Source organism: Herbaspirillum sp. C7C8 (genome assembly GCF_022627875.1).
In the GTDB taxonomy this organism is placed as follows: Bacteria; Pseudomonadota; Gammaproteobacteria; order Burkholderiales; family Burkholderiaceae_D; genus Herbaspirillum.
The window spans coordinates 241,950-268,380 of record NZ_JABXGG010000001.1; the positions used below are offsets into that span (position 1 = coordinate 241,950).

The 26,431-nt window shown below is 63.6% G+C and carries 23 protein-coding genes; 6 read left to right on the top strand and 17 right to left on the bottom strand.

Going from position 1 to position 26,431, the window contains the following annotated elements:
* Positions 1-2: 2 nt before the first annotated feature.
* Together ribD and HWE01_RS01115 are read left to right on the top strand one after the other, a co-directional pair.
* Complete coding sequence (gene ribD / locus HWE01_RS01110; RefSeq protein WP_241820877.1) at positions 3-1,124, top strand: bifunctional diaminohydroxyphosphoribosylaminopyrimidine deaminase/5-amino-6-(5-phosphoribosylamino)uracil reductase RibD; 1,122 nt, start codon at positions 3-5, stop codon at positions 1,122-1,124.
* 47 nt (positions 1,125-1,171) lie between these two features.
* On the top strand, positions 1,172-1,792 hold the full coding sequence (locus tag HWE01_RS01115) for a riboflavin synthase (RefSeq protein ID WP_241820878.1): 621 nt from the start codon (positions 1,172-1,174) through the stop codon (positions 1,790-1,792).
* A gap of 26 nt (positions 1,793-1,818) precedes the next feature.
* On the opposite strand, the gene HWE01_RS01120 is transcribed toward HWE01_RS01115, so the two are convergent.
* The 9 genes from HWE01_RS01120 to andAc all read right to left on the bottom strand — a co-directional run bounded on the left by HWE01_RS01120 (position 1,819) and on the right by andAc (position 10,248).
* A complete protein-coding gene (locus HWE01_RS01120; RefSeq protein ID WP_241820879.1) occupies positions 1,819-2,682 on the bottom strand; it encodes an alpha/beta hydrolase in 864 nt (287 codons plus the stop codon).
* Between the two features lie 73 nt (positions 2,683-2,755).
* Positions 2,756-3,466, bottom strand: a complete 711-nt coding sequence (locus tag HWE01_RS01125; RefSeq protein WP_008331489.1) for an ABC transporter ATP-binding protein — start codon at positions 3,464-3,466, stop codon at positions 2,756-2,758.
* A complete protein-coding gene (locus HWE01_RS01130; protein WP_008331490.1) occupies positions 3,463-4,230 on the bottom strand; it encodes an ABC transporter ATP-binding protein in 768 nt (255 codons plus the stop codon). Before HWE01_RS01130 ends, HWE01_RS01125 begins: the two co-directional genes overlap by 4 nt.
* On the bottom strand, positions 4,220-5,173 hold the full coding sequence (locus HWE01_RS01135) for a branched-chain amino acid ABC transporter permease (RefSeq protein ID WP_241820880.1): 954 nt from the start codon (positions 5,171-5,173) through the stop codon (positions 4,220-4,222). The genes HWE01_RS01130 and HWE01_RS01135 overlap by 11 nt, the downstream gene beginning before the upstream one ends.
* Positions 5,174-5,181: 8 nt before the next feature.
* Positions 5,182-6,096 (bottom strand): branched-chain amino acid ABC transporter permease, encoded by a 915-nt coding sequence (locus HWE01_RS01140; RefSeq protein WP_008331492.1) that lies wholly within the window; start codon positions 6,094-6,096, stop codon positions 5,182-5,184.
* Between the two features lie 12 nt (positions 6,097-6,108).
* Complete coding sequence (locus HWE01_RS01145; RefSeq protein WP_241820881.1) at positions 6,109-7,287, bottom strand: ABC transporter substrate-binding protein; 1,179 nt, start codon at positions 7,285-7,287, stop codon at positions 6,109-6,111.
* A 102-nt stretch (positions 7,288-7,389) separates the two neighbouring features.
* Positions 7,390-8,463 (bottom strand): anthranilate 1,2-dioxygenase ferredoxin subunit AndAb, encoded by a 1,074-nt coding sequence (gene andAb / locus HWE01_RS01150; protein ID WP_241820882.1) that lies wholly within the window; start codon positions 8,461-8,463, stop codon positions 7,390-7,392.
* Between the two features lie 7 nt (positions 8,464-8,470).
* Positions 8,471-8,971 (bottom strand): anthranilate 1,2-dioxygenase small subunit AndAd, encoded by a 501-nt coding sequence (gene andAd / locus HWE01_RS01155; RefSeq protein WP_175344158.1) that lies wholly within the window; start codon positions 8,969-8,971, stop codon positions 8,471-8,473.
* A complete protein-coding gene (gene andAc, locus HWE01_RS01160; RefSeq protein WP_241820883.1) occupies positions 8,968-10,248 on the bottom strand; it encodes an anthranilate 1,2-dioxygenase large subunit AndAc in 1,281 nt (426 codons plus the stop codon). Before andAc ends, andAd begins: the two co-directional genes overlap by 4 nt.
* A gap of 256 nt (positions 10,249-10,504) precedes the next feature.
* Here andAc and HWE01_RS01165 point away from each other — a divergent pair, with 256 nt between their 5' ends.
* Entirely contained in the window at positions 10,505-11,665 is a 1,161-nt protein-coding gene (locus tag HWE01_RS01165) for a muconate/chloromuconate family cycloisomerase (protein ID WP_283817500.1), read from the top strand.
* A gap of 64 nt (positions 11,666-11,729) precedes the next feature.
* Complete coding sequence (gene catA, locus HWE01_RS01170) at positions 11,730-12,641, top strand: catechol 1,2-dioxygenase (RefSeq protein WP_241820884.1); 912 nt, start codon at positions 11,730-11,732, stop codon at positions 12,639-12,641.
* An 81-nt stretch (positions 12,642-12,722) separates the two neighbouring features.
* On the opposite strand, the gene HWE01_RS01175 is transcribed toward catA, so the two are convergent.
* Positions 12,723-13,625, bottom strand: coding sequence for a LysR family transcriptional regulator (locus HWE01_RS01175; protein WP_175344161.1), 903 nt, complete (start codon positions 13,623-13,625; stop codon positions 12,723-12,725).
* A 425-nt stretch (positions 13,626-14,050) separates the two neighbouring features.
* On the opposite strand from HWE01_RS01175, the gene HWE01_RS01180 reads away from it, so the two are divergent.
* Positions 14,051-15,067, top strand: a complete 1,017-nt coding sequence (locus tag HWE01_RS01180) for an AraC family transcriptional regulator (RefSeq protein WP_241820885.1) — start codon at positions 14,051-14,053, stop codon at positions 15,065-15,067.
* Between the two features lie 43 nt (positions 15,068-15,110).
* Here the strand turns inward: HWE01_RS01180 and HWE01_RS01185 are convergent, their stop codons facing one another.
* The 7 genes from HWE01_RS01185 to HWE01_RS01215 all read right to left on the bottom strand — a co-directional run bounded on the left by HWE01_RS01185 (position 15,111) and on the right by HWE01_RS01215 (position 24,657).
* Positions 15,111-18,383 carry a hybrid sensor histidine kinase/response regulator gene (locus HWE01_RS01185; protein WP_241820886.1) on the bottom strand — a complete coding sequence of 1,091 codons (3,273 nt, stop codon included), beginning with the start codon at positions 18,381-18,383 and terminating at the stop codon, positions 15,111-15,113.
* Positions 18,384-18,391: 8 nt separating this feature from the next.
* A complete protein-coding gene (locus tag HWE01_RS01190; protein WP_034350906.1) occupies positions 18,392-19,051 on the bottom strand; it encodes a response regulator in 660 nt (219 codons plus the stop codon).
* The gene (locus HWE01_RS01195) at positions 19,041-19,898 is read right to left on the bottom strand and encodes an EAL domain-containing protein (protein ID WP_241820887.1); all 858 of its coding nucleotides are present in this window, start codon (positions 19,896-19,898) and stop codon (positions 19,041-19,043) included. Before HWE01_RS01195 ends, HWE01_RS01190 begins: the two co-directional genes overlap by 11 nt.
* A gap of 11 nt (positions 19,899-19,909) precedes the next feature.
* Entirely contained in the window at positions 19,910-20,680 is a 771-nt protein-coding gene (locus tag HWE01_RS01200; protein WP_241820888.1) for a fimbrial biogenesis chaperone, read from the bottom strand.
* The gene (locus tag HWE01_RS01205) at positions 20,677-23,289 is read right to left on the bottom strand and encodes a fimbria/pilus outer membrane usher protein (protein WP_241820889.1); all 2,613 of its coding nucleotides are present in this window, start codon (positions 23,287-23,289) and stop codon (positions 20,677-20,679) included. Before HWE01_RS01205 ends, HWE01_RS01200 begins: the two co-directional genes overlap by 4 nt.
* Positions 23,290-23,299: 10 nt before the next feature.
* Positions 23,300-24,004 (bottom strand): fimbrial biogenesis chaperone, encoded by a 705-nt coding sequence (locus tag HWE01_RS01210; protein ID WP_175344167.1) that lies wholly within the window; start codon positions 24,002-24,004, stop codon positions 23,300-23,302.
* 125 nt (positions 24,005-24,129) lie between these two features.
* Complete coding sequence (locus HWE01_RS01215; RefSeq protein WP_008331518.1) at positions 24,130-24,657, bottom strand: fimbrial protein; 528 nt, start codon at positions 24,655-24,657, stop codon at positions 24,130-24,132.
* A 383-nt stretch (positions 24,658-25,040) separates the two neighbouring features.
* On the opposite strand from HWE01_RS01215, the gene HWE01_RS01220 reads away from it, so the two are divergent.
* On the top strand, positions 25,041-26,378 hold the full coding sequence (locus HWE01_RS01220) for a fimbrial protein (RefSeq protein WP_241820890.1): 1,338 nt from the start codon (positions 25,041-25,043) through the stop codon (positions 26,376-26,378).
* Positions 26,379-26,431: the final 53 nt, after the last annotated feature.

A 26,431-nucleotide genomic window follows, 5' to 3' on the forward strand; every position in this document is an offset into this window, starting at 1 on the left:
CCATGACTTCCACCGCCGACCCGCTCTACCAGTTCGATATCGAGAATGACCAGCAAGCCATGGCGCTGGCCTTGCTGCAGGCCGGCTTCGGCATGCTCGACACCACGCCCAATCCACGCGTGGGCTGCGTCATCGTCAAGGAGCGGCGCATCATCGGCGCCGGCTTCACCCAGCCGCCGGGCGGTCACCATGCCGAGATCCAGGCCATGGCCGACGCCGCCGCGCGCGGTGCTGACGTACGCGGCGCTACCGTCTATGTCACGCTGGAACCCTGCAGCCATTTCGGCCGCACCCCGCCTTGCGCCGATGCACTCATTCGTGCCGGCGTGGCGCGCGTGGTGGCGGCCATCGCCGATCCCAATCCGCTGGTAGCCGGACAGGGCCTGGCCCGCCTGCAGGCGGCCGGCATCGAGGTGGCCTGCGGCCTGCTGGAAGAAGAGGCGCGCGAGATCAACATCGGCTTCCTGCATCGCATGCGCACCGGCCGCCCCTGGGTGCGCATGAAGAGCGCCGCCAGCCTGGATGGCAAGACCGCCCTGCACAATGGCGTGAGCCAGTGGATCACCAGCCAGGCCGCCCGCGATGATGGCCACATCTGGCGCGCCCGCGCCTGCGCCATCCTGGCCGGCATCGGCACCATCCAGAAGGACGATGCTCAACTGACCGTACGCGCCATCGACACCCCGCGCCAGCCGCGCCGCATCGTGGTCGACAGCAAGCTGATCGTCTCGCCCGAGGCGCGCGTCATCCAGGGTGGCAATACCTGGATCTTCACGGCCACCGATGACCGCGAGAAACGCGCCGCCCTCGAAGCTGAAGGCGCCGAGGTGATCCTGCTGGCCAACGCCGAGGGCAAGGTCGACCTGCCCGGCCTGGTGCGCGAACTGGGGCAGCGGCAGATCAATGAACTGCATGTGGAAGCCGGCGCCAAGCTCAACGGCGCCCTGATCCGCGAAGGCTGCGTGGATGAACTGCTGGTCTACCTGGCCCCGGCCCTGATCGGCGATGGCCGCAACATGTTCGAGCTGCCGCCGCTGGAAGACCTGTCGGGCAAGATCGGCATCCACTTCCACGAGGTCAAGCAGGTCGGGCCGGATTTGCGTATCCTTGCCCGTTTCGCGTAAGTGATTTTTTGCTTTTTATTTCAGATTTTTTGTATCAGGACTGAATCATGTTTACAGGAATCGTTGCCGCCGTCGGCACCATCACCTCCGTGACCCCCTTGGCAGCTGGCCCCGAGGCCGGTGTTCGGCTGACCATCGATGCGGGCGCCCTGCCCATGGCCGATGTCGGCCTGGGTGATTCGATTGCGCTCAATGGCGCCTGCATGACCGTGGTGGAGAAGACCGAGCGCGGCTTCACCGTCGATGTCTCCCGTGAAAGCCTGCGCCTGACGGCAGGGCTGGACGTTCCCGGCGAAGTCAACCTGGAAAAGGCCCTGACCCTGGCCGAGCGCCTCGGTGGCCACCTGGTCTCCGGCCACGTCGATGGCCTGGGGCAGGTGCATTCCTTCGAGCCGGTGGGCGAATCGCGCGAGCTGATCGTCGATGCGCCCGAGGCCCTGGGCAAGTACCTGGCTTACAAGGGGTCGATCGTGGTCAATGGCGTGTCGCTGACGGTCAACCGCGTGGAAGACCTGGCCGACGCCTGCCGCTTCTCCATCAACCTGATCCCCCATACCGTGGAAGTGACCACGCTCAAGCACCTGAAGGCGGGCAGCAAGGTCAATCTGGAGATTGACCTGATTGCGCGGTATGTAGAGCGCATGCTGTCGTCGTCAACCGTCTCCTGAGACGCCCTCTCGCATGCAGGTCGTCCTTAACGGCGGCCTGCAGCCCCGATCTCCGCAATCACCGCCCGACACACCTTACTTCCCGCATCAGCCAACGGGAAGAGCACCGTGTAATGATGCGTCCCCGGCACCACGTGATGCGCCACCACCTGCGGCCAGCAATTGGCCATCACGGCCGCCTGCAGGTGAAACTGCTCGGTCTCCAGTTCACCGATGATGGTATGCACGCGCGTACCCGCAGGCCCGGCCTGCAGCACCAGCGAGAGCGCATCCGCCCGCGGCTCATCCAGCGTGAGCGCCTTGTTCAGTGAAGTCGGAATGAGCGGCACCAGATCGAACACGCCACTGATGGCAAAGACGGCCTGCACCGGCAACGCGCCCGCCTGCGCGGCAACGAAGGCCGCCAGGTGACCGCCTGCCGAATGCCCCATCAGCGAGACGCGGTTGAGGTCGATGCCCAGTCGATCCGCCTGCTGCGCAAGGATGGCAAGAAACGCCTGCACCTCCGCCACCATGTCCTCGATGCGCGATTGCGGCGCCAGCGAATAATTGATCACCGCCACACTGATGCCCGCCTCGACATAGGGCGTGGCGATGAAACCGATATCGCGCTTGTCGCCACCCTGCCAGTAGCCACCGTGAATGAAGACCAGCAAGGGCCGCTGCGCCCCTGCCGCCCGATAGAAATCGAAACGCTGCAGCGGTGCATCACCGTAGGCGATGTCGGACTCGGTCAGCAAGGTATTGGCAATGGCGGCGGTCGCCTGCTGCCACTGCTGCAGCACCTGCGGAAAATCCGGAAAGGCCGCCTTGAGGTTGTAACCCGCTTCGCACTCGGCGATGGGACAAACAACGCGGCGAGCGTCCGTCTTGACTTGATTGGGGAGCATTCAGTTTTCCTTAACGCTGTTTGCAACAGCATTAAACCTGCGTTAATGGATCAATATCCGCGCAACAAGCGTCCTACACGCTCAGATACTGATCCCACAATTCCGTTTGCACCGACAGCTGCGCCGAATCCCCCTGCCAGACAACCTTGCCCTTTTCGAGGATGGTGTGCCGGTCAGCAAAGCCGATCAGACGCTTGATGTACTTGTCGATGACGATGATGGTCAGCCCATACTCGCGCAAGGCTTTCAGGCAAGCCCAGATTTCTTCCCGTACCAGCGGTGCCAGACCTTCGGTGGCTTCATCGAGGATCAGCAGATGCGGATTGGTCATCAGTGCACGACCGATGGCCAGCATCTGCTGCTCGCCGCCCGAGAGCTGGCCGCCGCCATTGTGGCGACGTTCCTTCAGGCGCGGGAACTGTTGATAAATCTTTTCCAGCGTCCAGGGATTGTCGCGGCCATTACGGCGCGCCGCGAAGGCGGAAAGATTTTCTTCCACGCTCAGGTTCCTGAAGATCTGCCGCCCCTCCGGCACGATGGCGATGCCGCGCCGGGCAATCGCATCGGCACTGGCGCTGTGGATGGCTTCGCCACGAAAGCGCACCACGCCGCCGGTCGGACGATTCAATCCGAGGATGGTGCGCAGCGTGGTGGTCTTGCCCATGCCATTGCGACCGAGCAGCGTCACCACCTCGCCTTCCCTGACCTGCATGTCGATCCCGAACAGCACCTGGCTCGCGCCATAGCCCCCGGTCAGCCCTTCCACTTCCAGCAATGCGCTCATGGCGTTTCCTCCTCGCCCAGGTAGGCCAGCTTGACCTCGGCATTGGCGCGAATCTCCTCCACGCTGCCAGTGGCCAGCACCGCGCCCTGCACCAACACCGTCATACGGTCGGCCAGGGCGAAGACGGCCTCCATGTCATGTTCCACCAGCACCACCGTCAGCTCCTGCTTGAGGGACTGGATCAGCGCGATCATGTCGCCGGACTCCTCATGCCCCATGCCGGCCATCGGTTCATCCATCAACAGCACACGCGGACCGCAGGCGATGGCCAGGCCCACATCCAGCCGCCGCCGCGCACCATGCGACAGTTGCGACGACAACTGATGCGCCACCTGCTCCAGTCCCACGCGCCGCGCCACCGTCATCGCCGCCTCGCGGACCGCCCGATCAGTGGCGCTGGCATGGAAGAAACCATAGCTGCGATGCTGTCCGCGCTGCACCGCCACCTGCAGGTTCTCCAGCACGCTCAGTTCATCGAACACGCTGGTGATCTGGAAGGAGCGCACCAATCCCGCTGCCACGCGCGCCTGTTCGGCATGAACATGCACGGGCTGGCCGAACAGATAGACCTCGCCAGCATCGGCGGCCAGTGCACCGGACAGCAGCGACAGCAAGGTCGTCTTGCCTGCCCCGTTGGGGCCGATGATGGCGTGGACGTGTCCTGCCGCAATCTCCAGATCCACATCACGCGTGGCCGCCAGACCACCGTAGTTCTTCTTCAGGCCCTTGACCGCGAGGGCAGGCGCTGCCTGTTCATGCACCATGCTGCTCTCCCTTCTTCAGGGTCTCGCCGATGGAGGCCAGCGAGCTGATGCCGCGCGGTGCCACCATGACCACCAGCAAGAGGATCAGGCCGACATGGATCTGCCAGTATTCAAAATGGGTGGACAAGACTTCCTCCAGCAACAGGAAAGCAGCCGCGCCCAGCAGGCCACCGTAGAAATACCCGACCCCGCCCAGCGCCACCATCACCAGCAGGATGCCGGACTGCGACCAGTGCAACAGCTTGGGGCTGGCAAAGAGATTGCTCATGCCGATGAGGCTGCCGGCCAGTCCTGCAATGACCGCTGCGATGACGAACGCGGCCAGCTTGTAGCGCAGCACCGGATAGCCGATGGCCAAGGCGCGCCTTTCATTCTGCCGGATCGCATTCAAGGCCAGTCCGAAGCGCGAGGCCAGGAGCCGCTGCAGCAGCACCAGGCTGGCCACCAGCCAGGCCAGCACCACCCAATAGAAGGCGTTGTCGCCGCTCATGTCGAGCCCGAAACCCAGCAACGGACGCGCCGCGACCTGCAGGCCATCATCACCGCCGTAATACCGGAAGCCGACGAAGAAGTAGTAAAACAACTGCGCCAGCGCCATGGTGATCATGATGAAATACACTGCCCGTGTGCGCAGTGCGATCACGCCAATCACCACGCCCACGAGGGCCGTCACCAGCGCTGCCAGCAGCCAGATCAGCCAGGCGCTGGTGAGGCCATGGAAACTGGCGATGGCCGTGACATACGCGCCCAGCCCGAAGAACACCGCATGACCAAAGCTGACCATGCCACCGTAGCCAAGAATGAAATTGAGGCTGGCCGCCACCATCGCGAAGATCAGGATGCGGGTGAGCACGCCAATGTAGTACTCCATGCCGCTGGCCTGCGCCAGCAGTGGCAGCAGCACCGCCAGGACAATCAGCAGGGGAACGAAAAGACGCCGCATGACACTCCTCAGGTACGGGCAGGGAACAGACCACTGGGGCGCCAGAACAGCACCGCGATCATCACCAGGTAGATCATCATCGAGCCCAGCGCGGGGCCGACCGAGGCCGCTGCATCGGCGCTCAGGAACAGCGCGAAGAGCTGCGGCAGCAGGCTGCGTCCCAGCGTATCGACCACGCCCACGATGAGTGCGCCGATGGCCGCGCCCGGCACCGAACCGATGCCGCCGATGACCACCACCACGAAGGCCAGGATCAGCACGTCATCCCCCATGCCGGCCTGCACCGCCACCAGCGGGCCGAGCATGATCCCGGCCAGCGCCGCCAGCAGCAGCCCGAAGCTGAACACCAGCCGGAACAGCAGACGGATGTTGATGCCCATGGCCGTGACCATCTCCAGATTGTTGGCCCCGGCGCGCACCCACATGCCGATGCGCGTGCGGTTGATGAGGAAATACAGCGCCACGGCTACCACCACGCCCACTGCCATCACCAGCAGGCGATAGCTGGAATAGGGCAGTCCGAACAAATTGACCGGACCGGCGAAAGCCGGCGGCATGTTCAGCGGCAATGGCTGCGGCCCCCAGATCATGCGCACGCCATCATTGAAGATCAGGATGAAGGCGAAGGTCGCCAGCACGTGGACCATATGGTCCTTCTTGTAGAGTCGCCGGAACACCAGCCACTCCAGCAGGAAGCCCAGCGCCGCCGTGACTGGCAAGGCCACCAACAGGCCCAGCCAGAACGAGCCGCTGGCCCCGGCCACCACCGCCGCCACGTAGGCGCCGATCATGAAGAAGCTGCCATGGGCCAGGTTGACGAAGTTCATCACGCCAAAGATCAGCGTCAGTCCCGATGCGATCAGGAACAGCATGACACCGAACTGCAGGCTGTTGAGCACCTGCTCGAAGATCAGATTACCCAAGGTGCACCATCCTCAAGGCATCCTGCATTGACCGACATAGGCGTCGACGTGATCGGGCAGCAGCGTCTGGGTCATGTTGTTGACGTACTTGCCGTCAGCCCCCTTGGTCACCACCCGGGCATATTGATTCTGGATCGGGAAGTGATTGGCCGCAAACTTGAAGCCACCGCGCACCGACTTGAAGTTGGCCGCCTTGATGGCCGCAATCAGCGCCTCGCGATTCTCGACCTTGCCACCAATGGCCTTGACGGCGCTGTCGATCAGCATGGCCGCGTCATAGGCCTGGGAGGCGAACATCGACGGCTGGTGGCCATACTCCTTGACATAGGCCGCCACGAAGGCGCGGTTCTGTTCATTGGGCAGGTCGGCCGACCACTGGCCGGTGTTGGCCACACCCGCGATCAGGTCGCCGTTGGAGAGCATCTGCTGGTCGGCGTCATAGGCGGGCATCACGCGCACGATCTTCGTATCCATGCCGGCGGCCGCGTATTGCTTGACGAAGTTCACGCCCATGCCGCCCGGCAGGAAGAAATACAGGGCATCGATATTGGCCGCGCGCAACTGCGCGATCTCGGTGGCGAAATCAAGCTGGCCGAGTTTGGGAAAGAGTTCCAGCGCGGGATCCTTCTTCAGGAAACGCTTGAAACCAGCCGAGGCATCCTTGCCCGCCGGATAGTTGGGAGCGATGATGGCCACACGCTGGTAGCCCTTGTCTGCCATCAGCTTGCCGGCCGCTTCATGAGCCGCATCGTTCTGGTAGCTGGCACTGAAGAAATAGGGATTGCAGCCGGCACCGGCCAGTTGCGCAGGACCGGCATTGGCACTGACCACCACGGTCTTGCTGGCGAAGGCCGCCGGGGCCACCGCCAAGAGGATGTTGGAATAGACGAAGCCACTGAGGATATCGACCTTCTCGCGCTTGATGAGACGGTCCGCGCCCTGCTTGGCGGCATCAGGGCTGAACTGGTCATCGACCACGATGACTTCGGCAGGCACGCCGCCGAGCTTGTTGCCCAGCATCTTCATGGCCAGCATGAAGCCTTCGCGCTCATCCACGCCGGGCGCACTGGCCGGGCCGCTCAGGGTGGTCAGGAAACCCACCTTCACCACATCGGCCGCCTGCGCGGACAGGCTTGCACCCGTCGCCATCGCCATCATTACCGCACCTGCCACTTTCGTGAGTCGATTCATGCCTGGATTCCCCTCTAGATTCTTTGGTTTGAATTCGGTGTGAAGCTGAAAACGCAGCGGCGCGTGAAACCTGGATTTCACTGCGCGCCCCGGCTGGAATAACTATTTCCGCAGGTCTGCTTTCGAGACGAAGGCATCCGCAAAGAACGCCGTCCCGGGCAGGCCGCAGGTAGCCGTAAAATCGCGTCGCGCTGACTCTACCACGACCGGCGCGCCACAAGCATAGACCTGGCAAGCCTGCATCGCTGGCACATCCTGCATCACGGCCTGGTGGACAAATCCGGTGCGTCCAATCCAGCCGCTGGTGGCATCGGGTTCCGACAGGACCGGCACGTAGTCAAACCACGGCAGGCTCGCCGCCCAGTCCCGGCACAGTGCATCCAGATACAGGTCGGCGGCACGGCGGCCACCCCAGTAAAGACGCATCGCACGCGTGCTGCCGGTGGCGATGGCCTCTTCCACCAGTGCCTTGACCGGAGCAAATCCTGTGCCACTGGCCAGGAGGATCACCGGTTCCCTGCCCTGCCGCATGAAGAAGCTGCCGGCAGGTCCTTCGAGCGAGAACGGCTGCCCCGGCTGCATGCCGTTGAAGAGGCGGTCCGTGAACAGTCCGCCGGGCAGGTGGCGCACGTGCAGCTCCAGCAGGTCACTGCCATCCCGGGCATGCGTCGCCATGGAATAGCTGCGGCGCTGGCCGTCTTCCAGCAACAGGTCAATGTATTGGCCAGCGCGATAGGACAAGGGCGCCGCACAGCGCAGGCGCAGGATCGCCACATCCGGGGCGGCGCGCGTGATGCCTTCCAGCGTAGCCTGCACTTGCTGCAATGCCGGTGCGGCACTCGCTGCAGGGGCGGCATCACCCTCCACGCCCACACCGATCTCAACCCGGCCTGCCACCACGCGCACCGGGAAGCTGCGCACCGCCTCGGTCACCGGCGCACAGCGCGGCGCACCACTGCGGATATCGAACAAGCCCTGATGCAGAGGACATTCAACACAGCCGTCCTCCACGTAACCATCCGAGAGCTTGGCATTGCCGTGGGTACACAAATCCTTGAGCGCAAAAATTTCCTCACCCAGGCGGAACACCGCCACCGCCTGGCTGCCCGCGCGGGCCGCGGCCACTTCGCCCTCGGCGAAATCATCGGCATGGCCGACATCGAACCACTCGCTCATGGCCGCCTCAGATCGGGGTGGCCAGGAGGGTCGCCACGCGCAGCGTGTCGTAGACCACACGGCGGCGGGCATAGCGCCAGCCTGCCTCGGTCTTGACCACGCGATCCTCATAGCGGCCCGCCTGGTAGACGAAGGACTCGCCGTTCTGCAAGGTCTGTACCACCACGTAGCTCGATTGCGCATCCACCGACCCGTCGGCGTTCTGCGTGAACACCAGCCCCGAGCTCATGTGGCGATAGGTGTGCGCCTCGTAGATATTGGCGTGGCGCAGCGAGAGCACGCGATCCTGCAGCATCTTCTTGCTGTCGCAATAGATGATGCCGATGGGCAGGCCGGCATCGGCGTTCTCGCGCGGCACGATTTCATACAGGCAATCGTCGGTGAAGAAATCCGGCCACTGTTCCAGTCGGTCATTGTCGAGCGCATGCACATAGCGCTCCTGCAGTTGGTGCAGCTCGAACCACAAGCTCATCTGTTCCATGTTTTGCATCTGCTTTGCCTCGCTCATGACTTCTCGATGGACGGGAAGCCCATCAGTCTCTGGTAGCCCATCCAGAACTTGCGGATCAGGCTTTCGGTAATCAATGTGTCTTCCTGGTCAGGGTTGTCGCGCGCCATGTCGATCACCGAGCAATGCTCAGGATCGCGGGCGGTACCACGCTGTACCAGTTCGGTCGCCTCGGTGTCTTCCATCGAGATGTAGCCGGCCGGGCCCACCAGGTTGGCCTGCTTGATGCGCAGGGCGCGCAGCTCGGGGGTGTCGTCCTCGTAGCCGAAGAAGTGGAAGACCAGCTCGAAGTTGCTCGGGCCCTTGGGCAGCAACTGGCGCGCCACCAGGGTGTTATGGATCTGCTGCACCACCAGCTGCGGGAAGATGGGCTGGATGTGGTTGGTGGTCAGTTCCTCGAATTCCTTGATCTGGCCCAGCACCGACGGATCCTGCAGCGAGAAGCCCTCGTCGAAGGAGCGGATCTCCTGCTGCTTGTAGGCATCGGCCGTCTCCACTTCATTCTTGGTGGCGGTGATGATGCTGTGCAGGCCGTGATGCTTGTCGGCCAGCGAGCGCGCCTTCATGCCCACGCGGAAGATGTTGAAGGTGGTGTGGAACAGGTGCAGCAGGCTGGCGTGATACGGATCCTTGACGTTTTCCAGGTAGAGCTTCCAGTTCGACTTGGAATACTGGCGCGTGCAACCGAGGTAGACGATGGGCTTGTGGAAGATGCGGTCGATCCACGGACGCATCTCGGCGCCGATGTAGTCCGGCAGCGATTCGACGGTCTCGCTGAAGGTGGCGAAGACCAGGCCCTTGTAGCTGTCCACGCGCAACTGGCGCAGGCCGTGGCACTTGGGATCGAAGTCCTTGGCCATGCCGGTGGCGCCCTTCTGGCCACGGCGGAAGGGTACGCCCAGCAGGTTGCCGCGCGCATCGAAACTCCATTGGTGATAAGCACAGCTGTGCGAACTGGCATTGCCACGCGGGGTACGGCAGACGATGGCGCCACGGTGCGAGCACTTGTTGACCCAGGCGGCCAGGGTGCCATCTTCGGTGCGGGTGACTACCACCGGGGTATCGCCGACGAAGGTGCTTTTGTAATCGCCGTTGTTGGGGATCTCGGCTTCCAGTGCCAGGAAGCTCCAGGTCTCGCCCCGGTAGATGCGTTCCTGCTCCAGGTCATAGACTTCCTTGGAGCTGAATACCTTGTAGGGCGTGCGCGCACCGTCGGTGCGGGGGAATTGCACCAGCGGTGCATAGCCTTGCTGTTTGAGTTGGATGGATGTGCTCATGCGAAGTCCTCATCGTTGGAGGCCAGGTGGGACCTGGACGATGATCCATCTTAGGCAGGCTGCACAAGAACGAATATCCGCCATTTGCATAGTTGAAGGGCAGTATTGTCCGTTTTTTGCAGTCCTCCAACGTTATACCCAAAAGGTATGAAGCATGCCTGAATCGGTCTTGGACATTCGGGCAACTTTGTTTCTATCATCCAGTTCGAGTCAGCACTTGTCAGCTTTCGCCCTCTTTTTCTACACGGACAGCATCTTGAATTCCACCTTGCCCGCCACCTCCATCGAAACCGTAGAGGTTCTGCTACTGGACGTTCCCACCATCCGCCCGCACCGCCTGTCCATGACCACCATGCACCGCCAGACGCTGGTGCTGGTGCGCATCACGGGCAACGATGGCATGGCCGGCTGGGGCGAGGCCACCACCATCGGTGGGCTGGCCTATGGTGAAGAAAGCCCGGAAAGCATCAAGGTCAACATCGATACCTACATCACACCGCTGCTGCTGGGTGCGGATGCCAACCAGGTCGCCGCGCGCATGCACCATATTGCCGAGCACGTACAAGGCAACCGCTTCGCCAAATGCGCCATCGAGACGGCGCTATCGGATGCACTGGCGCGCCGCCTGGGCGTGCCGCTGTCCACGCTCTTCGGTGGCCGCGTGCGCGAGAGCCTGCCCATCGCCTGGACCCTGGCCAGCGGCGACACCGCGCGCGACATCGAGGAGGCCGAGAAGATGCTGGCCCAGCGCCGCCACAACATCTTCAAGCTCAAGATCGGCGCGCGCACCGTGCAGCAGGATTGCGCCCACGTGGCCGCCATCAAGCGCGCACTCGGTGATCGCGGCAGCGTGCGGGTCGATGTGAACCAGGCCTGGACCGAGACCGAGGCCATGCTGGGCATGCAGCTGCTGGCCGATGCCGGCGTGGACCTGGTGGAGCAGCCCATCGCCGCCACCAATCACGACGGCCTGTATCGCCTGCGCCAGAAGAACCGTATCGCCATCATGGCCGATGAAAGCCTGCATGGCCCGCAGGATGCCTATCAACTGGCCCGCGTGGGCGCAGCCGATGTGTTCGCCGTGAAGATCAACCAGTCCGGTGGACTGGCCGGTGCGCAGCAGGTGGCCGCCATCGCCGCTGCCGCCCAGGTCGAACTGTATGGCGGCACCATGCTGGAAGGCGCCATCGGCACCATGGCCTCGGCCCAGTTGTTTGCCACCTTCGGCACGCTGGCCTGGGGTACCGAACTGTTCGGCCCGCTGCTGCTGACCGAAGAAATCCTGGCCACGCCGCTGCGTTACCGCGACTTCGCCCTGGAACTGCCGAGCGGTCCCGGCCTGGGCATCAGCCTGGATGAAGATCGCGTCAACGCGCTGCGGCGCGACCGCAAGACCCCGCTGGTCTCCGTCGCCTGATCCATCGGCCCGGACCGACTGCACCCACCCCCACACATATCCAACCAGAGACAGGAGAGACAACGTGGACAAGAAAGCCATCGACGCCGTACTGCAAAAAATCGAAAGCACCGAACTCGCGGAGGGCAACCAGCGTGTCAAGACCATCGTCAACCGCCTCGTGCGCGACATGTTTTATACGATTGAAGACCTGGATGTGCAGCCGGAAGAATTTTGGGCTGCCGTGGATTATCTGACCTCGGCCGGCAAGTCGGGCGAGTTCGGCCTGATCGCCGCCGGCCTGGGTTTCGAGCACTTCCTCGACCTGCGCATGGATGAAGCCGAAGCCCGCCGCGGCGTGCAGGGCGGCACCCCGCGTACCATCGAAGGACCGCTGTACGTCTCGGGCGCGCCCGAGCAGAAGGGCTTTGCGCGCATGGACAAGGATCCCCAACCGGGCGATACCCTCTTCATGCAGGGCCAGGTCTTCGACGAACACGGCAAGCCGCTGCCCAATGCGCTGGTGGAAGTCTGGCACGCCAACCACCTGGGCCGTTATTCCTTCTTCGATCCGGAGCAAAGCCCGTTCAACCTGCGCTGCTCCATCCGCACCGACGAGCAAGGCCGCTATCGCTTCCGCAGCCGCGTACCGGTCGGCTACAGCGTGCCGCCGGGTGGTGCCACCGACCGCCTGCTCAACAAGCTGGGCCGTCACGGCAGCCGTCCTGCGCACATCCACTTCTTCGTCACGGTACCGGGCTATCGCAAGCTGACCACGCAGATCAACATCGCCGGCGATCCGTACCTGTGGGATGACTTCGCCTTCGCCACCCGCGAAGGCCTGGTGCCGGAACTGAAGCACGTCACCGATGCGGCCGAGATCCGCAAGCATGAAGTCGATGCGCCCTTCTATGCCATCGAGTTCAACTTCAACCTGCTGCCGGAACAGAACGATCTGCCCAAGGCCGACATCAATCGTCCGCGTCTGGCCGCGTAAGCCAGCGCTGACCGGAAAGACCACGGGCCATGCAGCTGCATGGCCCGCGCAGTTTGCCTGGCGCGCACTGCGCGAGCGTGTTCAGGGGTATTGCTCTGCCTGCATCCGTGCAATTTCTGCGGCGGTCGTCCGCAGTTTTTCCAGCAACAACGAACGATCATTGGCACGGAAATTCATGATCACCGGTGAGTACACCCCCTTGTTGGACAAGGGTCGATACACCACGTCAGAACGGTGCAACCCCTGCACCGAACGCGGCACCAGCGTGACCCCGACACCCGCTGCCACCAGGCCGATGGCCGTCTGCATTTCATTGGCTTCCTTGACGATGGTCGGGCGCAGGGCGCGGCTGGAAAAAAGCTCAAGCACCTGATCCGCATAACTCGGGCGCGGTCTTGCCGGATAGAGAATGAAGCGCTCCTCGGCCAGCTGCGCCAGCGTCACCTTGCTGCGCGCCTGCAGCGCATGGCCCAGCGGGAACACCGCCACCAGTGGCTCTTCCACGATGGTCTCGCAGAGGATGTCAGGGTCGCTGATGGGCAGGCGTCCGAAGCCGACATCGATGCGCCCGGACTTGAGCGCCTCGATCTGTTCCATGGTCACGATCTCGGAAAATCCGATTTCAATTTCCGGCATGTCGGTGCGGAAACGCTTGATCATCTCGGGCAGCAAGCCATACAGCGCCGAGGGCACGAAACCGATGTTGAACCAGTGCTGCTGGCCACGGGCGATGACGCGAGTACCTTCCTCGATCTGCTCCAGACGGGACAATACCTGCAAGGTCTGTTCATAGAAAAACTTGCCCGCCATGGTGAGCGCAATCGGACGCGAGGCGCGGTCGATCAGCTCGGCGCCGAGGAGATCCTCCAGCTGGCGGATCTGCCGGCTCAGGGGCGGCTGGGCGATGTGCAGCAGTTCGGCTGCACGGCTGAAACTGAGCGTGCTGGCGACGGCATTGAAATACTTGAGATGACGCAGTTCCACACTACCTCCGAGGCATACCATGATGCTGATCTGATATTGTACGTTCATCCGCCGACCGCATAGAATCGACGATCAGCCGGCCGCAGAGCCGTGCTCCACAGCAACGAGGCCCGCGTCCACGGCAGCAGGGTCCGACCAGAAGACCGTAGAGGAGACCGAGATGATCCATCCCGCCCACGCAGGCGCGCTTTGCCCTGCACACCGCCGACGACCTTCCACCTCGGGCATGAAACTTGCACTTGCATGAGGCTGAACGCAGCCGCCGCTGGCTGAGGGAAAGCAGACAGCGCGCACTCCGTTCGCATCGACCATGAAGGTGCAAGGCAGACCGGCACCCGCGCCCTCTGCAGGCAGCAGCACCCCTACCCGGTACCACCGCTTTTCCGCCACCGGCCCGTGCGGAAGAGCCGCGTTAAGAGGTTAACATGCTCAACACTGTCCACGCGCTCAGTCTGGAGCCCTTGTATCGTCGCCGCGTTTTTCACTCCACCCGCAAGGTCGACTGTCACGCCCAGGTCGCCAATGAACTGGCGGAACATGACCTGTTCTGGAAGGGCGACGATGTCGATACCGTGCTCTTCAAGGCGGCGATCCAGCAGTTGCAGATCTTCATGCTCAAGTATGGCGCGGAGGTGATCGTGCGTCCGCGCCCCTTCAACGGTTTCGCACTGGTACACATGACCCTGTCGGGCAGTGCCGAGATCGAATCGGATGGCCGCAAGGTGTGCATCCCGCAGGGGCAGACGGCGCTGATCGCACCAAAACGGAATCTGCGCCTGTGGTGGCAGGCAGGCTCCGAACAACTGATCCTGAAAGTGCCGCTGGCACTGTTCGAGGAGTTGCGCGCGATCGGCCAGTACGGTCCTGTGGAGGTACCCTCGGTGTTCCTGCTGCCCGAGCAGGCCGCCCCCTATTGGGACTTGCTGATCCAGTCACTGCTGCGCGTGCTGGCCTTGCCGGCTCAAGGGGCAGAACAGGGGCAATGGGTGCAGCACTTCGAGCGCAGCGCTGCGCAATTCCTGCTCTCGCAACTGACCAGCACGGTCGAACCGGTGCATGCCTCCACCGCCGGTCAACGTGCGGCCAGCGAATCCGCGGACAGCCTGGTGGGTGCAGGCAAGCTGCAGCGCCTGGACATGCTGGAACGCTACATCCGCAGCCGCCTGTGCGCGCCGCTGGCACTGGCCGATCTGGCCGGTGCGGCCGGCGTGAGCGTACGTGCGCTCAATGCGCTGTGCCATCAGCAATATGGCGTGGCGCCTATGGACCTGCTGCGCAATATCCGGCTCGATGCCGTGCGCGAGCGACTGCTCACGCATCCCGGTGCCAACATCACCGATACCGCGTTTGAATTCGGATTCGGCCATCTGGGGCGATTCTCGGCCTACTATCGCGAGCGCTTCGGCGAATTGCCCAAGCAGACGCGCAGCGTGACACGCTGAAAATATCGGTGCAGGGCAACGAACCGTAACCCGTCGACCGCACTCAGGTCGCAGCCTCGATGGCCTGCATCCACTGCATGCAGGCCGCCAGCGCCGTGCTCTCACCTGCCGTGACGGCTTGCTGGAGTGCGATGCTGCGCGCAGCGAGGGCATCCCATCCCAGGGCTTGCAGCCCGCCCTGCAGACGATGCAGGATGCGCACCACACGCTCACGGTCAGCGCTATCGATGGCCTGCTGCAGCTTGCCCTTTTCCAGCGGCCAGCTCTGCCGGAAAGCCTCCCGCAATACCCGCTCGAACGGATCGCCCGGGAGCGCCTGCACAGTGGGCGCCGGGGGCGCTGGCGCCGTGTTCAGCAGCCCCGCCAGTACCTCCTGCATCTGTTGCAGCGAAGCTGGCTTGGTGAGCAGAGCATCGAACAGCGCTGCCGGTAATTGCGCCAGACTGCCCGGACCCGCCGCCGTGGTGGCGATGATGCGCGCCTGCGGCTGCTGCGCCCGCACGCGGGTGGCCAGCGCCACGCCATCCAGACCGGGGATGCCGAGGTCGGTGATGAGCACATCGGCCGGACGCATCTGCCACTGCGCCAGCGCCTCCAGACCATCGCGTGCCAGACGAGGGGAGGCACAACCCAGCGTCTGCAACTGTTGCTGCATCAAGGTCAGGTTCACATAGTCATCCTCGACCACCAGCACGTCGAGTCCGCTGGCTACGCTCACCACCTGCGGGGCAGGCGGTGCATCCGCCGTTGCTGGCTGTCTGGCCAGCGCGCGCAACCAGGCCTGCCGGTCGAAGGCACTGACCTGCCGCCAGCCAGCGGCGAGGCTGGGGAGAGGGACTGCATCAGGGCAGATCAGCACGGCCTGCATGGAGCGGCTTGGTGCGCTGGCGATGAAGTCGTCCACGCAGTCCGGTGCGACCAGATGGATCGCCGCCCCGTACGACTCGGCCGCATCACTGCACCCGGCACCCCAACTGGTGAGATAGTCACGGAGCATGGCCGCCATGTCCGCATCGTGACAATGCAGCACCACGATCTGAGCAGCCAGCGGGCGCAAGACAGGCAGTGTGGGGCGTGCATCGAGCAGCGACAGGGTGATTTGCGCACCAAAGACGCTGCCCTTGCCCAGCTCGCTGTCGAGCGTGATGTCGCCACCCATCAGCTCGGCCAGGCGGCGACACAACGACAAGCCCAGGCCGGTTCCACCGAAGCGCTGGCTGATGCTGTCATCGGCCTGCTGCAAGGACTTGAAGATGCGCTGGCGGGCACCGGTCGAGACGCCGATACCGGTGTCGCTGACCTCGAAGCGCAGCACCATGCGCGCAGGCTCGCGGCGCAACGGCCGGACCGACAGCGTGACGGCGCCCCGGGCGGTGAACTTCACGGCATTGCCCACGAGATTGTGCAGGATCTGCATGAGCCGGCGGGAATCTCCGAGCAAGGGCTGTTCCAGCTCCACCGAGGGCAGGCAGCGCAACGCCAGTCCCTTGTCCAGCGCCAACGGAGCGAACAGTTGTGCGCACTGTTCCAGCAAGTCGTTGACCTGCAAGGTCTCCGAGGCCAGCGTGATGGATTGCGACTCGATCTTGGTGATGTCGAGGATGTCGTTGACCAGACCCATGAGCATGTCGAAGGCATGGCGTATCAGTTCGATGCGCTGCCGCTGCGGTGGCAGCAGATCCTCGCGCGCCAGCAACTCCATATGCCCGATGGCGCCATGCAGTGGGGTACGAATCTCGTGGCTGACCTGGGCCAGGAACATGGACTTGGCCTGGTTGGCGCGGTCGGCCATGCTCTTGGCTTCGCGCATGAGCGCTTCGTGGGCCTTCTGCATGTTGAGGTCGATCATGCCCAGCAACAGCACATCCTGGCCGGAAAAGCGCGTGCGTGACCAGACCGCGCCCAGATGGCTGACCGCGCCATCGCGCAGAGGCAGCTCGGCCTCGATCATGGCCTGGCGCAGATTGTCCCCCACCCGCACCGCCGTGAGGATCTGCGCATAGAAGGAAGCGCTGGGCAACGCCGACTGTTCCAGCATTCGCGCCGCGACCGCATTGCGCAGCACCACCTCGCCGGAACCGGGCGCATAGACGGCGATTCCGACCGGCAGGGTATCGATGATGGTCTGGCTGAACTGGCGGCTTTCGACCATGGCCAGCGCCTTCTTCTGCAGCGGACCGATCACGCAACGGTCGAAGTACAAGGTGGCAGCCCAGACGAAGAGCAGCGCAAACAGGCCCCAGAATGCCCCGGTGGTGAAATTGCCCTGCAAACCGGCCAGCACGTCGTGCCAGGTGAAGGTAAGCACCACCACCCATTCGGGGCCCTCGATGGTCTGGGCGATGAAGAAGCTGCCATCCTCGTGGAAATGACCGACGTGATCATGCGGATCCATGACATGCCGCACATGCTCTTCGATGTGACGCATCAACAGTGCACTGACGCCAGGGTCGGGCTCGCTGAGCAAGCGGGTGCTGCCCTGCCCTTCAAAGACCATCAGGCCGGGCATCTCTTCATCCTTCATGAAGAACTGGCGGAACTGGCTGGCCGGGACCGAGAACACGGCCGTTGCCTGATCACCCTTGTCCAGCGCGATCCGCACGGCCAGCCGGGTGACCGCCGAACGCAGCAGCGGCGCACTGAAGGCCGGGCTCATCCACAGTACGCGCTGGCCGGTACTGCCCTGGGCGCGCGCCGCACGTTCGCGTTCGGCGGCGAAGGCGGCATCCACCGGTGCGCTCATGGCACTGATGAAGGGCGAGGTGCCGAGCTGGCGCACCTGTTGTTCTTCCTCGTTCGACAGCGGCGGCGACACCGCCAGAAAGCCGGCGTCAGCGGTATAGATGAAACCGTCCAGTGTCACCCCGGGTTCGGCCGGATTGAACATCGGCAGGGCCGACGCCTGCCGTAACAGGAGCAGCAGCGCGGCCAGGCGCTGGCGGTCGGCCGCGGTATCGCCGCGGATGAGCAGCGTGAAGGGCACCACCGTCAGGCTCTCCGGACTGCGGCTCATCTCGCCCGGGTCGACGCGCTCGCTGTAGCTGTCGAGCACCAGCAATTCCTTTTTATAGAGATGCTGCAGACGGGCATACATCTCGGCAAACTGGATGACACGCGCGGTGAGACGATCCACCTCCGACTTGATCTGCTCGCGCTTGCTGGTGAAGCTGCCGATCTGGCGCTCTCGGAACTGCGCAAAGGCGCTATAGCCCAAAAACACCATGGCACAGACGATGGCCACCGACAGCAAGCTGGCGCAGCCATACAGCAACCGCCGGTAATAGCGCTCCGACAGTGCAAGGATCTGGCGCGGCATGGATGGCCTCAGTCGCCCAGGTTCTGGAAGACCCGGCTCAGTTCAACATCATTGCTCACGCCCAGCTTCTTCATGGCGGCCACCTTCTGGTTGCTGATGGTCTTGGGACTGCGATGCAGCCGCTCGGCAATGGCGCTGATGGACATCCCCTGGCAGATCATGCGCGCTACCACCAGCTCACGCTCGGACAACTGGGCCAGTCCGCTCTGGCGTGCGTTGACGTTGAAGAGACTGCCCAGCAAGGCCGACGCCAGCGACTGCGGCAGGTAGACCTGACCGTTCCGGACACTGCAGACGGCTTGCGGCAGGTTCACGAAATCGCTGCGATTCTTGCCGATGAAACCGGCCGCACCCAGCTCCAGTGCGCTGGAGATGATCTGCGGCTGGGCATGGGCACTGAGGAAGATGACCTTCATCGCCGGATGCTGGCGCCGCAGCCGCTTGAGCAGATCCAGGCCGTCGGCGTGCGGATCATCATCGAAGGCGTAGTCGCACAGCAGCACGTCCACCGGCTCGCGCTCCAGGCAGGCCATGAGCTGCGCGATGCTCTCGGCCGAGAAGGCCAGGACGAGATCGGGGCAAGTCGCCAGGATGGCTTCGATGCCTCGCAACACCACCGGATAATCATCGGCGATCCCGACCCGTATCGTTGTCCCCTTAGTCGCCATGCTGGCCCCCTCTTTCCCGCGCTGGTTCAATCGTGGCCGCCACACTCGGGCGGCGCTGCATCTGCCGGAAGAAGTCCGGCATCGCCAGCGGTCTGGCGAAATAATATCCCTGGAAGCGCCGTACCCCCATCTGGCGCAAGCGCTGCCACTGCCATAGTGTCTCGATGCCTTCGGCGGTGACGATGGCATCGAATTCGGCGGCCAGAGTCACGATGGTTTCAATGAGGCGACTGTACAGGGAATTGTCCTGCATGGCAGCAACAAATGATCGATCGAGCTTGAGACAACTGATGCGACCGCAGGCCAACTGGTGCAGGCGCGCATCGCCAACGCCGAAATCATCCAGGGCGATGGCGATATCGGCCCGCTCGCACCGGGCAAACAGGCTGCGACAATACTCCGGCCCCAGGTCGGCGCCCCGCTCGGGCATCTCTATCATCAACCGCAGCTGCGGCCATTGCAGTCGGTGCAACCATGCCTGGCATTGGGCCACCAGCGCCTCGCTCTGCAACTGCTCGCCGCAGGCGTTGAAGGACAACACGAAGGGTTGCCGCAGGCACGCCGGCGCCCTCTCCCAGGCCACGCGGACCTGATGCAGCATCTGGCGTGTCGTAGCCGCCAGCAAGCCTTCATCGGACAGACGTTCAAGAAAGATGGCCGGGGCCAATACACCGGCTTGCGGGTGCTGCCAGCGCATCAGTATCTCGGCGCCCTGCCAGGCCCCGTCCACCCCCACGATGGGCTGCAGGAAGGGCTGGAACTGGCGGCGCCGCAGGGCCTGCAGCAAGTGGGCGCGCTCCATGGGCGGGTTGGGCGCAGAGCGCCCGCACTGGGCTGGGGCAAGCATGAAAACTCCGTTCAGGGCAGGTTGAGCGGCGTCAATGGACGCATGTGATCACTGGCTCGTCCCGTGTCATCGATGAGCTGGAACTCCAGGCGCGGGTGCTGCCATGTCAGCGCGGCATCGTCCTCGGGCAGCACGAAGATCTGTTCGCCGTGGGGCGGCGCCATCTGCTCGGGCGCCAGGCGCGGCACGAATTGATGCAGGCCGTCGCTGATCCGCAAGCTGGCGAAGGAAGCAAAGTAGGGGCTGTCATTGCGGCAGACCAGCACCCATTGTCCGGCTTGCCGTTGCAAGCGGAAGTGCAGTGCATCGACCCACTGCGGTCCCGGATCGGCAACGCCAGGCGGGCGATAAAACACCTTGATCTGGGTATTGAGTCCCAGCAGCAGGCGCGGTGCACCTCCCGGCGGCGGGTCAGGCAGGATCGGAATCTCGTACAGATTGAGCCAGAACACCGACTCGCGGTCCACCGGCAGCGGCTCGCCGGTATACAACACCCGGACCTGGCTGATCGCCTGCGCCGGCAGCCGCTGCACAGCAGGCATGACGAACAGCGCAGACTGCACGGTATCCGGTGCATGACTTCCCTCGCCCTGGTCCACCCAGCTCTGCACCACTACGGCATGGGGGTTGGTGTTGGCCAGCCGCAGGCTGAGCTCGCCGGCCCCCTGGCTGAAGACCAGCCGGGTGCGTTCGGGCATCAATCCCGCCTCGGCGCGAGCACCAAACAACATCATCGACAGCAGCAGGCAGCGCGCCAGCCCAGGCATCGAGCAGCGACTCATTGCGCGGCCCCCGTCGCGCCCGGCGGCACGGCTTGCGCCGGCAGGAATTCAGCCCGGCGCGGTGCAGCGGTACAGGCGGCCTGCAGCCGGATCAGCGCCTGCTCCAGGTCCTGAGCTTGCAGGTCATAGCGGGCCGTACAACGTTCCTGCTGACCATCGCCCCAACGCACCAACAACTCCCCCTGCAACTGGTCGGTACGCAGATAGGCCTGGCTGCCCTGTCCCACCATGCCGATTACACTGCCCTGCGCGTCGAGCACGTCGGCGCCCATGGGCAGCGGAATGGCGTCATCGCGGTGCAGGCGGATCAACAGGGCATGGCCGGTGCGTGTCCTGAAGCTGAGCTTCAGGGTGGCACCGGCATAGGGAATCACCGTACGCTGGCTTTCCAGCAGTTCGGTCTTGTGACTCTTGCTACTGGCCGCCAGCTCGACCACATTGCGATGATAGGGCGAGAGGGAAGGCAGCAATGCGTAGCCATGGCTGTCGATCACGGCACCCTGACCATTGAAGAGGCGCGCACCTTCTGCTCCCTTGGCCTCGACCAGGGCAAAGGTGTCGCCCAGGTAGGGACCCAGGGTAATGCCACCCGCATGCACCGCCAGGGCACCGCGCACATTGCCGGCGGCCTGCCAGTAGTCCCGCCCGCGCGCCAGGTTGACATTGAGGTTGGCCTTGGGCAAACGCACTCCGATGTTGCCGTTGAGGCTGTCCTGCTGGCCGCCCGGCATATGGCTGGCGCCCGCGCTGTAGCTGAGATGGCGCTGGCCGGCCAGCATGCCGGAGACCTGCGTCTGATAAAGATCTTGCTGCTGTGCCCTGACCATGGAGGTACTCAATATCGGCCGCTCCCCGCCCGGACTGCCCAGCGGGATCGACAGCGAGAGCATCAACGAGGAGCCCGCTTGCGCCAGCGCGGCCGGCCTCCCTTGCAAGTCATCCGGGTTGCGCGCGACACGGCTGACCTGCTGCCGCTGGAAGGCCAGGTTCAGACTCACACCATTGCGCCACAGGGTCGAATAACCGAACTGCAATTGCGTGATGCGGCTACGGTCATGATGGAAGGTCTGGGTCAGGCCGGAGAGATAGAGGGAAGCCATACTGCCCAATTGCTGGCTCAGCGAAAGATCCACGCGCGAGTGCTGCTGGTAGCTGTTGGAGCTGGCCAGCGATGAAAAACCGGTACGTCGTGCCTGGCGCTCGCTGATCACATCGACCAGTTCCCGGTATCCCGAGGTCGAGTAGCGATAACTGGCAATCGAGAACTGCGTGCCGGTGGCATCGAAGGCCCGCGAATAGGACAGCCCCATCATCCAGCCGCCGCGCGCACCGCCGCCGGTATCGGCATGTGAATAATTCAGCGTCAATCCCGCTGCGCCCAGCTTGCCGGCCAGAGTACTCCCCAACACTACCGACTGATAGGCCGGTGCGGCCCGCACCCCCAGGCTGCCTGTCATGCTGTTGCTCACGCCGCGCTGGTACAGGGCATCGACGAAAGGCAGGCTGGTATCGGTATCGCGCGTTCGTCCCAGCGTGATGCTGTAACGGGAACTGCCGGGCCGCATCGATTCCGGCAAGGCCGAATACGGCACGCTGAAGTGCGAACGCGTGCCATCGGCCTCGATCACCGTGACATCGAGATCCCCGTTGTAGCTGGTCGGATACAGATCGTCGATCACGAAACTGCCCGGCGCGACCGTGGTGCGGTAGATATCGCGTCCCTTCTGGCTGACGATGACCTGGGCATTGCTGCGGGCACTGCCGCGAATGACCGGCGCATAGCCGCGCAACGAATCGGGCAGCATGCGCTCATCCGTACTCAGTTCAACCCCCTGATAGGCCAGCCCCGAGAGCAGCTTGCCGGAGGTATAGCTCTCTCCCACCGTCAGTTCGCTGGTCCAGTGCGGCAATGCACGCCTGGCATAGGTGCGTACCGGATTCCAGCGCAGTCCGTTGCGGCTGTCATAACCCAGGCTGCCTTGCTGGCGCAGCCGCCACAGGCCGAGATTGATGCCGCTGTTGGTGAAACCGTTGAGCGAACTGCTGCTGCCCTGGGCGGTATGGGCGTAATACTGGCTGATGCTGTAATTGAGGAAGCCCATGCTTTCACCGGCATCGTAGAGCGCCGGATCGACATAGCCGCGCGCCACGTGATTGCGTTGCGACTGCGGCAGACTGAGGTCCAGCCGCAGGCGGGAGAGATCGAACACGGCCTGCGCGCCGGTAGCCAACTCGTCGATGCGGGCGCATTCGCGTGGCCCCAGCTTGGCGATCAGATCCTGCCGCAGATCGAGCAGGACGGCATCCTCGGCCTTGAAACAGGGCGCCGCGCCCAGTCCTTCCACCAGATCAAAGCGCAGCGAACGGCGATGGCTGAAGCTGCCATTGACATACACATCCACGCTGTAGATACCGGGCTCGACATTACCCACCCGGTTGAAACGCGACAGGCTGCCCTTGTTGATGGGCGAGGCCATCTCCAGCGCCTCCAGAAAGCGATAGTCACTCTCCGGCTGCGCCGCCGTAGCGACCGGCCAGGCAACCATGGCGGTCCCGAGCGACAAGGCCGAGACGGCCACGCGCCGCAGGGGCGAGCAATGCGTTCTCACCGTCGCCTCCTCAACGCACGGGATAGTCGCGTTGCACTTCCACCCCGACATCGTTGAGCAGACGCAGCTGCATGCGCATACCGGCCAGGTCGGCCGGCATGCGCTCCAGCGACCAGCGCAATTCCTGGAAAGGCTGGATCACGGTGGTCCTGGCCAGCACCTGCCTCTGGTCGCCCAGCAGCAGATCAGCCTGTTGCACCATCAGATGATAGCCACTGGCATTGCGCACGACCATGCTGGCCGCGCCATCGCCGAGCTCAATGGCAAAGGACAGTGCATCCGGTGCCCGCGCGGCATCGGCCTCGGCGGCCAATGCCGCCGGACGATAGAAGACTTTCATGCGGCTGCGTACGGTGAGCACCAGTTGATTGTCATTGACCGAAGCGGCCTTCAGCGCCGGCACCTGGAGGAAGTTGAGAAAGAACAGCGACTCCCGGTCCTGCGGCAGTGCATCCCCCACATAGGACAGTCGCACTACCTGGCCCCCATGCGGCTCGACCCGAAATACCGGCGGAATGACGAGGAAGGGAGAGGCCAGCCCATCGGGTCGGGCGGCGTGACCATCATCCAGCCAGAGCTGTACCAGATTGGGGTGATCGTCGGGATTGCTGAAGCGCAGGATCTGTTCGCCGGCATCGGCCGGATAGACGACGCGTGTGCCCAACATGGTCACACTGGCACTGGCATCGGCGCTCAACATGAAGACCAGCAGCATGAGCAGACCTGCAAGCGGGCTTGTTCTTTTCATCGGAAAAACGGGAGAAGCGCTACCAGGAACCATCCTGGCAGCGACGCAAGTGATACGAACGGGAAATGGAAGTCCGCACCCGGATGGGCGCATCAGAAGTAGTCGAGGGCGTACTGCACCGATCCGATCACCGAGCCGGCCTCTGCAGCACCGCCTTCGGCAATGTAGCGTACGGCGAAGGTGTGCGAAGCACTGGTGCCGCCAGCGGCGATTTCCAGTCCCTCGGCCGACACGCCACTGCCACCGACCAGCTTGATCGGATCACCGCCGACGCTCTGACGCAATTGCAGTGCCACGTTCTTGGCACTGCCCAGGTTGGGAATGTTGTTGCCGCTGGTGGCGGCGCTGGCCAGGAATTGCGTTTTGATCTTGAGCTTTTCGGTAGCCGATGCCTTGCAGCCACTGACACTGACCACGAAGGGCGTCTCGCCCGCCGAGCTGCCTGCCGCGGCCAGGTCGCCCGTGGCCACGGTGGGCAGCAACACGACCGGATTGGCCGCGCCATCTACCGTCACCTGACAGGTCTGGCTGTTGACCTGGCCACGGAAATTGATGGTACTGCCTGCTGCCAGCACCACTGACGGCGAGACCAGCAGCGCAATTACAAGATGCTTTTTCATGATTATCCCCTGGGAGAATTCGGTTGATCCACAAAGAGTGCCGACACCAACCGCTATGTGTCCGGCACCAGTCGCATCATAGGCAAGCCCGCGATGCGCAAGAATCGGTACCCCCCCAAGATGTGCCTGGTCCAGTCTGATTGGCACATGGGCGAAATCCCAAGCGCCGCCCGCTGTCGTCAATGGGCGCACGCCCATGCGCAGTGAGGCGCAGGCCCATTGATCGGACGGTTCATGTGCGCGAGCATGCGTGGCTTCCACGTCCTCACCGGAGTCTTTCCTTGACCGCTCGCCCATCCGATCGCTGCCGCCTTGGCGCATCTCACCCCAGGTGGCCGTCGCGACATGTGCGGTGGCTGCTCGCGGCGCTCGTACTGTGTCTGTTGTCGGTCCCGAGCCACGCACTCTGCAAGCGCAACAATCGTATCGAGTATCCCTTCACGCCATTGAGCGATGGCGGTTCGTCCCAGTTCTGGTTCGGCCGCATCAACCTCGCCAGCACGGCGCTGCAGCCTGCCGGAACCATGCTGGGCAGTGCCGTCGCCACGGCGGCGGAGGCCTCCGGCATCAGCGGCGATACGCTGCTGTGGACCTGTGACCTGGCCGATGCCGGACAAATCTCGGAGGTGTTTTCCACCAATGGCGATGACCGTGTTGGCGGCTTTGCCGAGATTGGCAGACAGGATGGTCTCGCCGGCTTTTACCGGACCTGGTTTCCCGGCGTAGCGATCAGACTTACGCATCTGCGTTCGGGCAAGGTGTTTTCGCGTTATTACCAGTCCGCCCGACTGGACAGCTATGACATCGATGAAGCCCGCAAGAAGATTCTGATCCGCGCCAAACATCTCAGCCCCATCAAGGCCGAGATTGCCCGCGTCTCCGATCTCAGTCCCGGGACGGGTACCAGCAACTGGTGCGGCGACCGTCCGGACACCACGCGACAGGCCGCCGTTCCCTACCGATGCCTGCAGCCCAATGGCTATCTGATGCTGCGCGGCCCTGGCTACAACCGCGCCAGCGGGGACATGGATGATGATGGCGAAGATCACGCGACGCGCTTCCTGTTCTTCGGCGCCGCCAACGGCATCGCCTTCGGCATGCGCCAGGCGGCCACCCTGAGCGTGCTGCCGTCATGCGTGGTCCAGAACGTGACCCCGGAAGTGGTTTTTCCGACGATCTCGGAAGAGGAACTCAGACGGGGCGAAACACGGCAGGTGGAATTCACGCTGGCCTTCCGCTGCGACGAGGGCGTCAATGCAAGACCGCCGACCGCAGCGGGCACCGACGACAACCAGACCGCCTTCGGCATCCAGGTTTCGCCGGGCGCGCTGGCGGCAGCGCGGCAACTGGGGTATGTCAATCAGGACCAGGGGGTCCGTTTTCTGCTCTCGGACAATTACGGCCTTGATCCTTCGCTGGCCAGAGGAGTGGGCATCAGCCTTAGCGACAGCGAAGGCCAGCAGCCGATGCTGTTCCTCAGTTCGCCGCTGGCCGGACAATGGATGTCCAGCCCCTTGCCGGCCGGACGTAATGCCGGTTGGTATCGGCTCGATACCGGTAATGCAGCACGCTGCCCGCCACCCGCCCCGGCACCGGCAACGCCGGTGTCTCAATTCACGGTAGAGAAGCGGCTGACGGCCACGCTGCAAAAGCTGCCTGGACAAACCGTGGCCGCAGGACGGGTGTTTGCTACCGCCTATGTCATCGTCAAGGTGCAGTAAAAGTGCGCAGGGCACGCGGCGTCTGAGGCTTCGCCCGGTTCAGTTCCATCAAT

What these genes read in the sequence shown, in the direction of transcription:
- ribD (WP_241820877.1), top strand. Translation starts at nt 3, where the DNA reads ATGACTTCCACCGCCGACCCGCTCTACCAGTTCGATATCGAGAATGAC.
- HWE01_RS01115 (WP_241820878.1), top strand. Translation starts at nt 1,172, where the DNA reads ATGTTTACAGGAATCGTTGCCGCCGTCGGCACCATCACCTCCGTGACC.
- HWE01_RS01120 (WP_241820879.1), bottom strand. Translation starts at nt 2,682, where the DNA reads ATGCTCCCCAATCAAGTCAAGACGGACGCTCGCCGCGTTGTTTGTCCC.
- HWE01_RS01125 (WP_008331489.1), bottom strand. Translation starts at nt 3,466, where the DNA reads ATGAGCGCATTGCTGGAAGTGGAAGGGCTGACCGGGGGCTATGGCGCG.
- HWE01_RS01130 (WP_008331490.1), bottom strand. Translation starts at nt 4,230, where the DNA reads ATGGTGCATGAACAGGCAGCGCCTGCCCTCGCGGTCAAGGGCCTGAAG.
- HWE01_RS01135 (WP_241820880.1), bottom strand. Translation starts at nt 5,173, where the DNA reads ATGCGGCGTCTTTTCGTTCCCCTGCTGATTGTCCTGGCGGTGCTGCTG.
- HWE01_RS01145 (WP_241820881.1), bottom strand. Translation starts at nt 7,287, where the DNA reads ATGAATCGACTCACGAAAGTGGCAGGTGCGGTAATGATGGCGATGGCG.
- andAb (WP_241820882.1), bottom strand. Translation starts at nt 8,463, where the DNA reads ATGAGCGAGTGGTTCGATGTCGGCCATGCCGATGATTTCGCCGAGGGC.
- andAd (WP_175344158.1), bottom strand. Translation starts at nt 8,971, where the DNA reads ATGAGCGAGGCAAAGCAGATGCAAAACATGGAACAGATGAGCTTGTGG.
- andAc (WP_241820883.1), bottom strand. Translation starts at nt 10,248, where the DNA reads ATGAGCACATCCATCCAACTCAAACAGCAAGGCTATGCACCGCTGGTG.
- HWE01_RS01180 (WP_241820885.1), top strand. Translation starts at nt 14,051, where the DNA reads ATGCTCAACACTGTCCACGCGCTCAGTCTGGAGCCCTTGTATCGTCGC.
- HWE01_RS01185 (WP_241820886.1), bottom strand. Translation starts at nt 18,383, where the DNA reads ATGCCGCGCCAGATCCTTGCACTGTCGGAGCGCTATTACCGGCGGTTG.
- HWE01_RS01190 (WP_034350906.1), bottom strand. Translation starts at nt 19,051, where the DNA reads ATGGCGACTAAGGGGACAACGATACGGGTCGGGATCGCCGATGATTAT.
- HWE01_RS01195 (WP_241820887.1), bottom strand. Translation starts at nt 19,898, where the DNA reads ATGCTTGCCCCAGCCCAGTGCGGGCGCTCTGCGCCCAACCCGCCCATG.
- HWE01_RS01200 (WP_241820888.1), bottom strand. Translation starts at nt 20,680, where the DNA reads ATGAGTCGCTGCTCGATGCCTGGGCTGGCGCGCTGCCTGCTGCTGTCG.
- HWE01_RS01210 (WP_175344167.1), bottom strand. Translation starts at nt 24,004, where the DNA reads ATGCTGCTGGTCTTCATGTTGAGCGCCGATGCCAGTGCCAGTGTGACC.
- HWE01_RS01215 (WP_008331518.1), bottom strand. Translation starts at nt 24,657, where the DNA reads ATGAAAAAGCATCTTGTAATTGCGCTGCTGGTCTCGCCGTCAGTGGTG.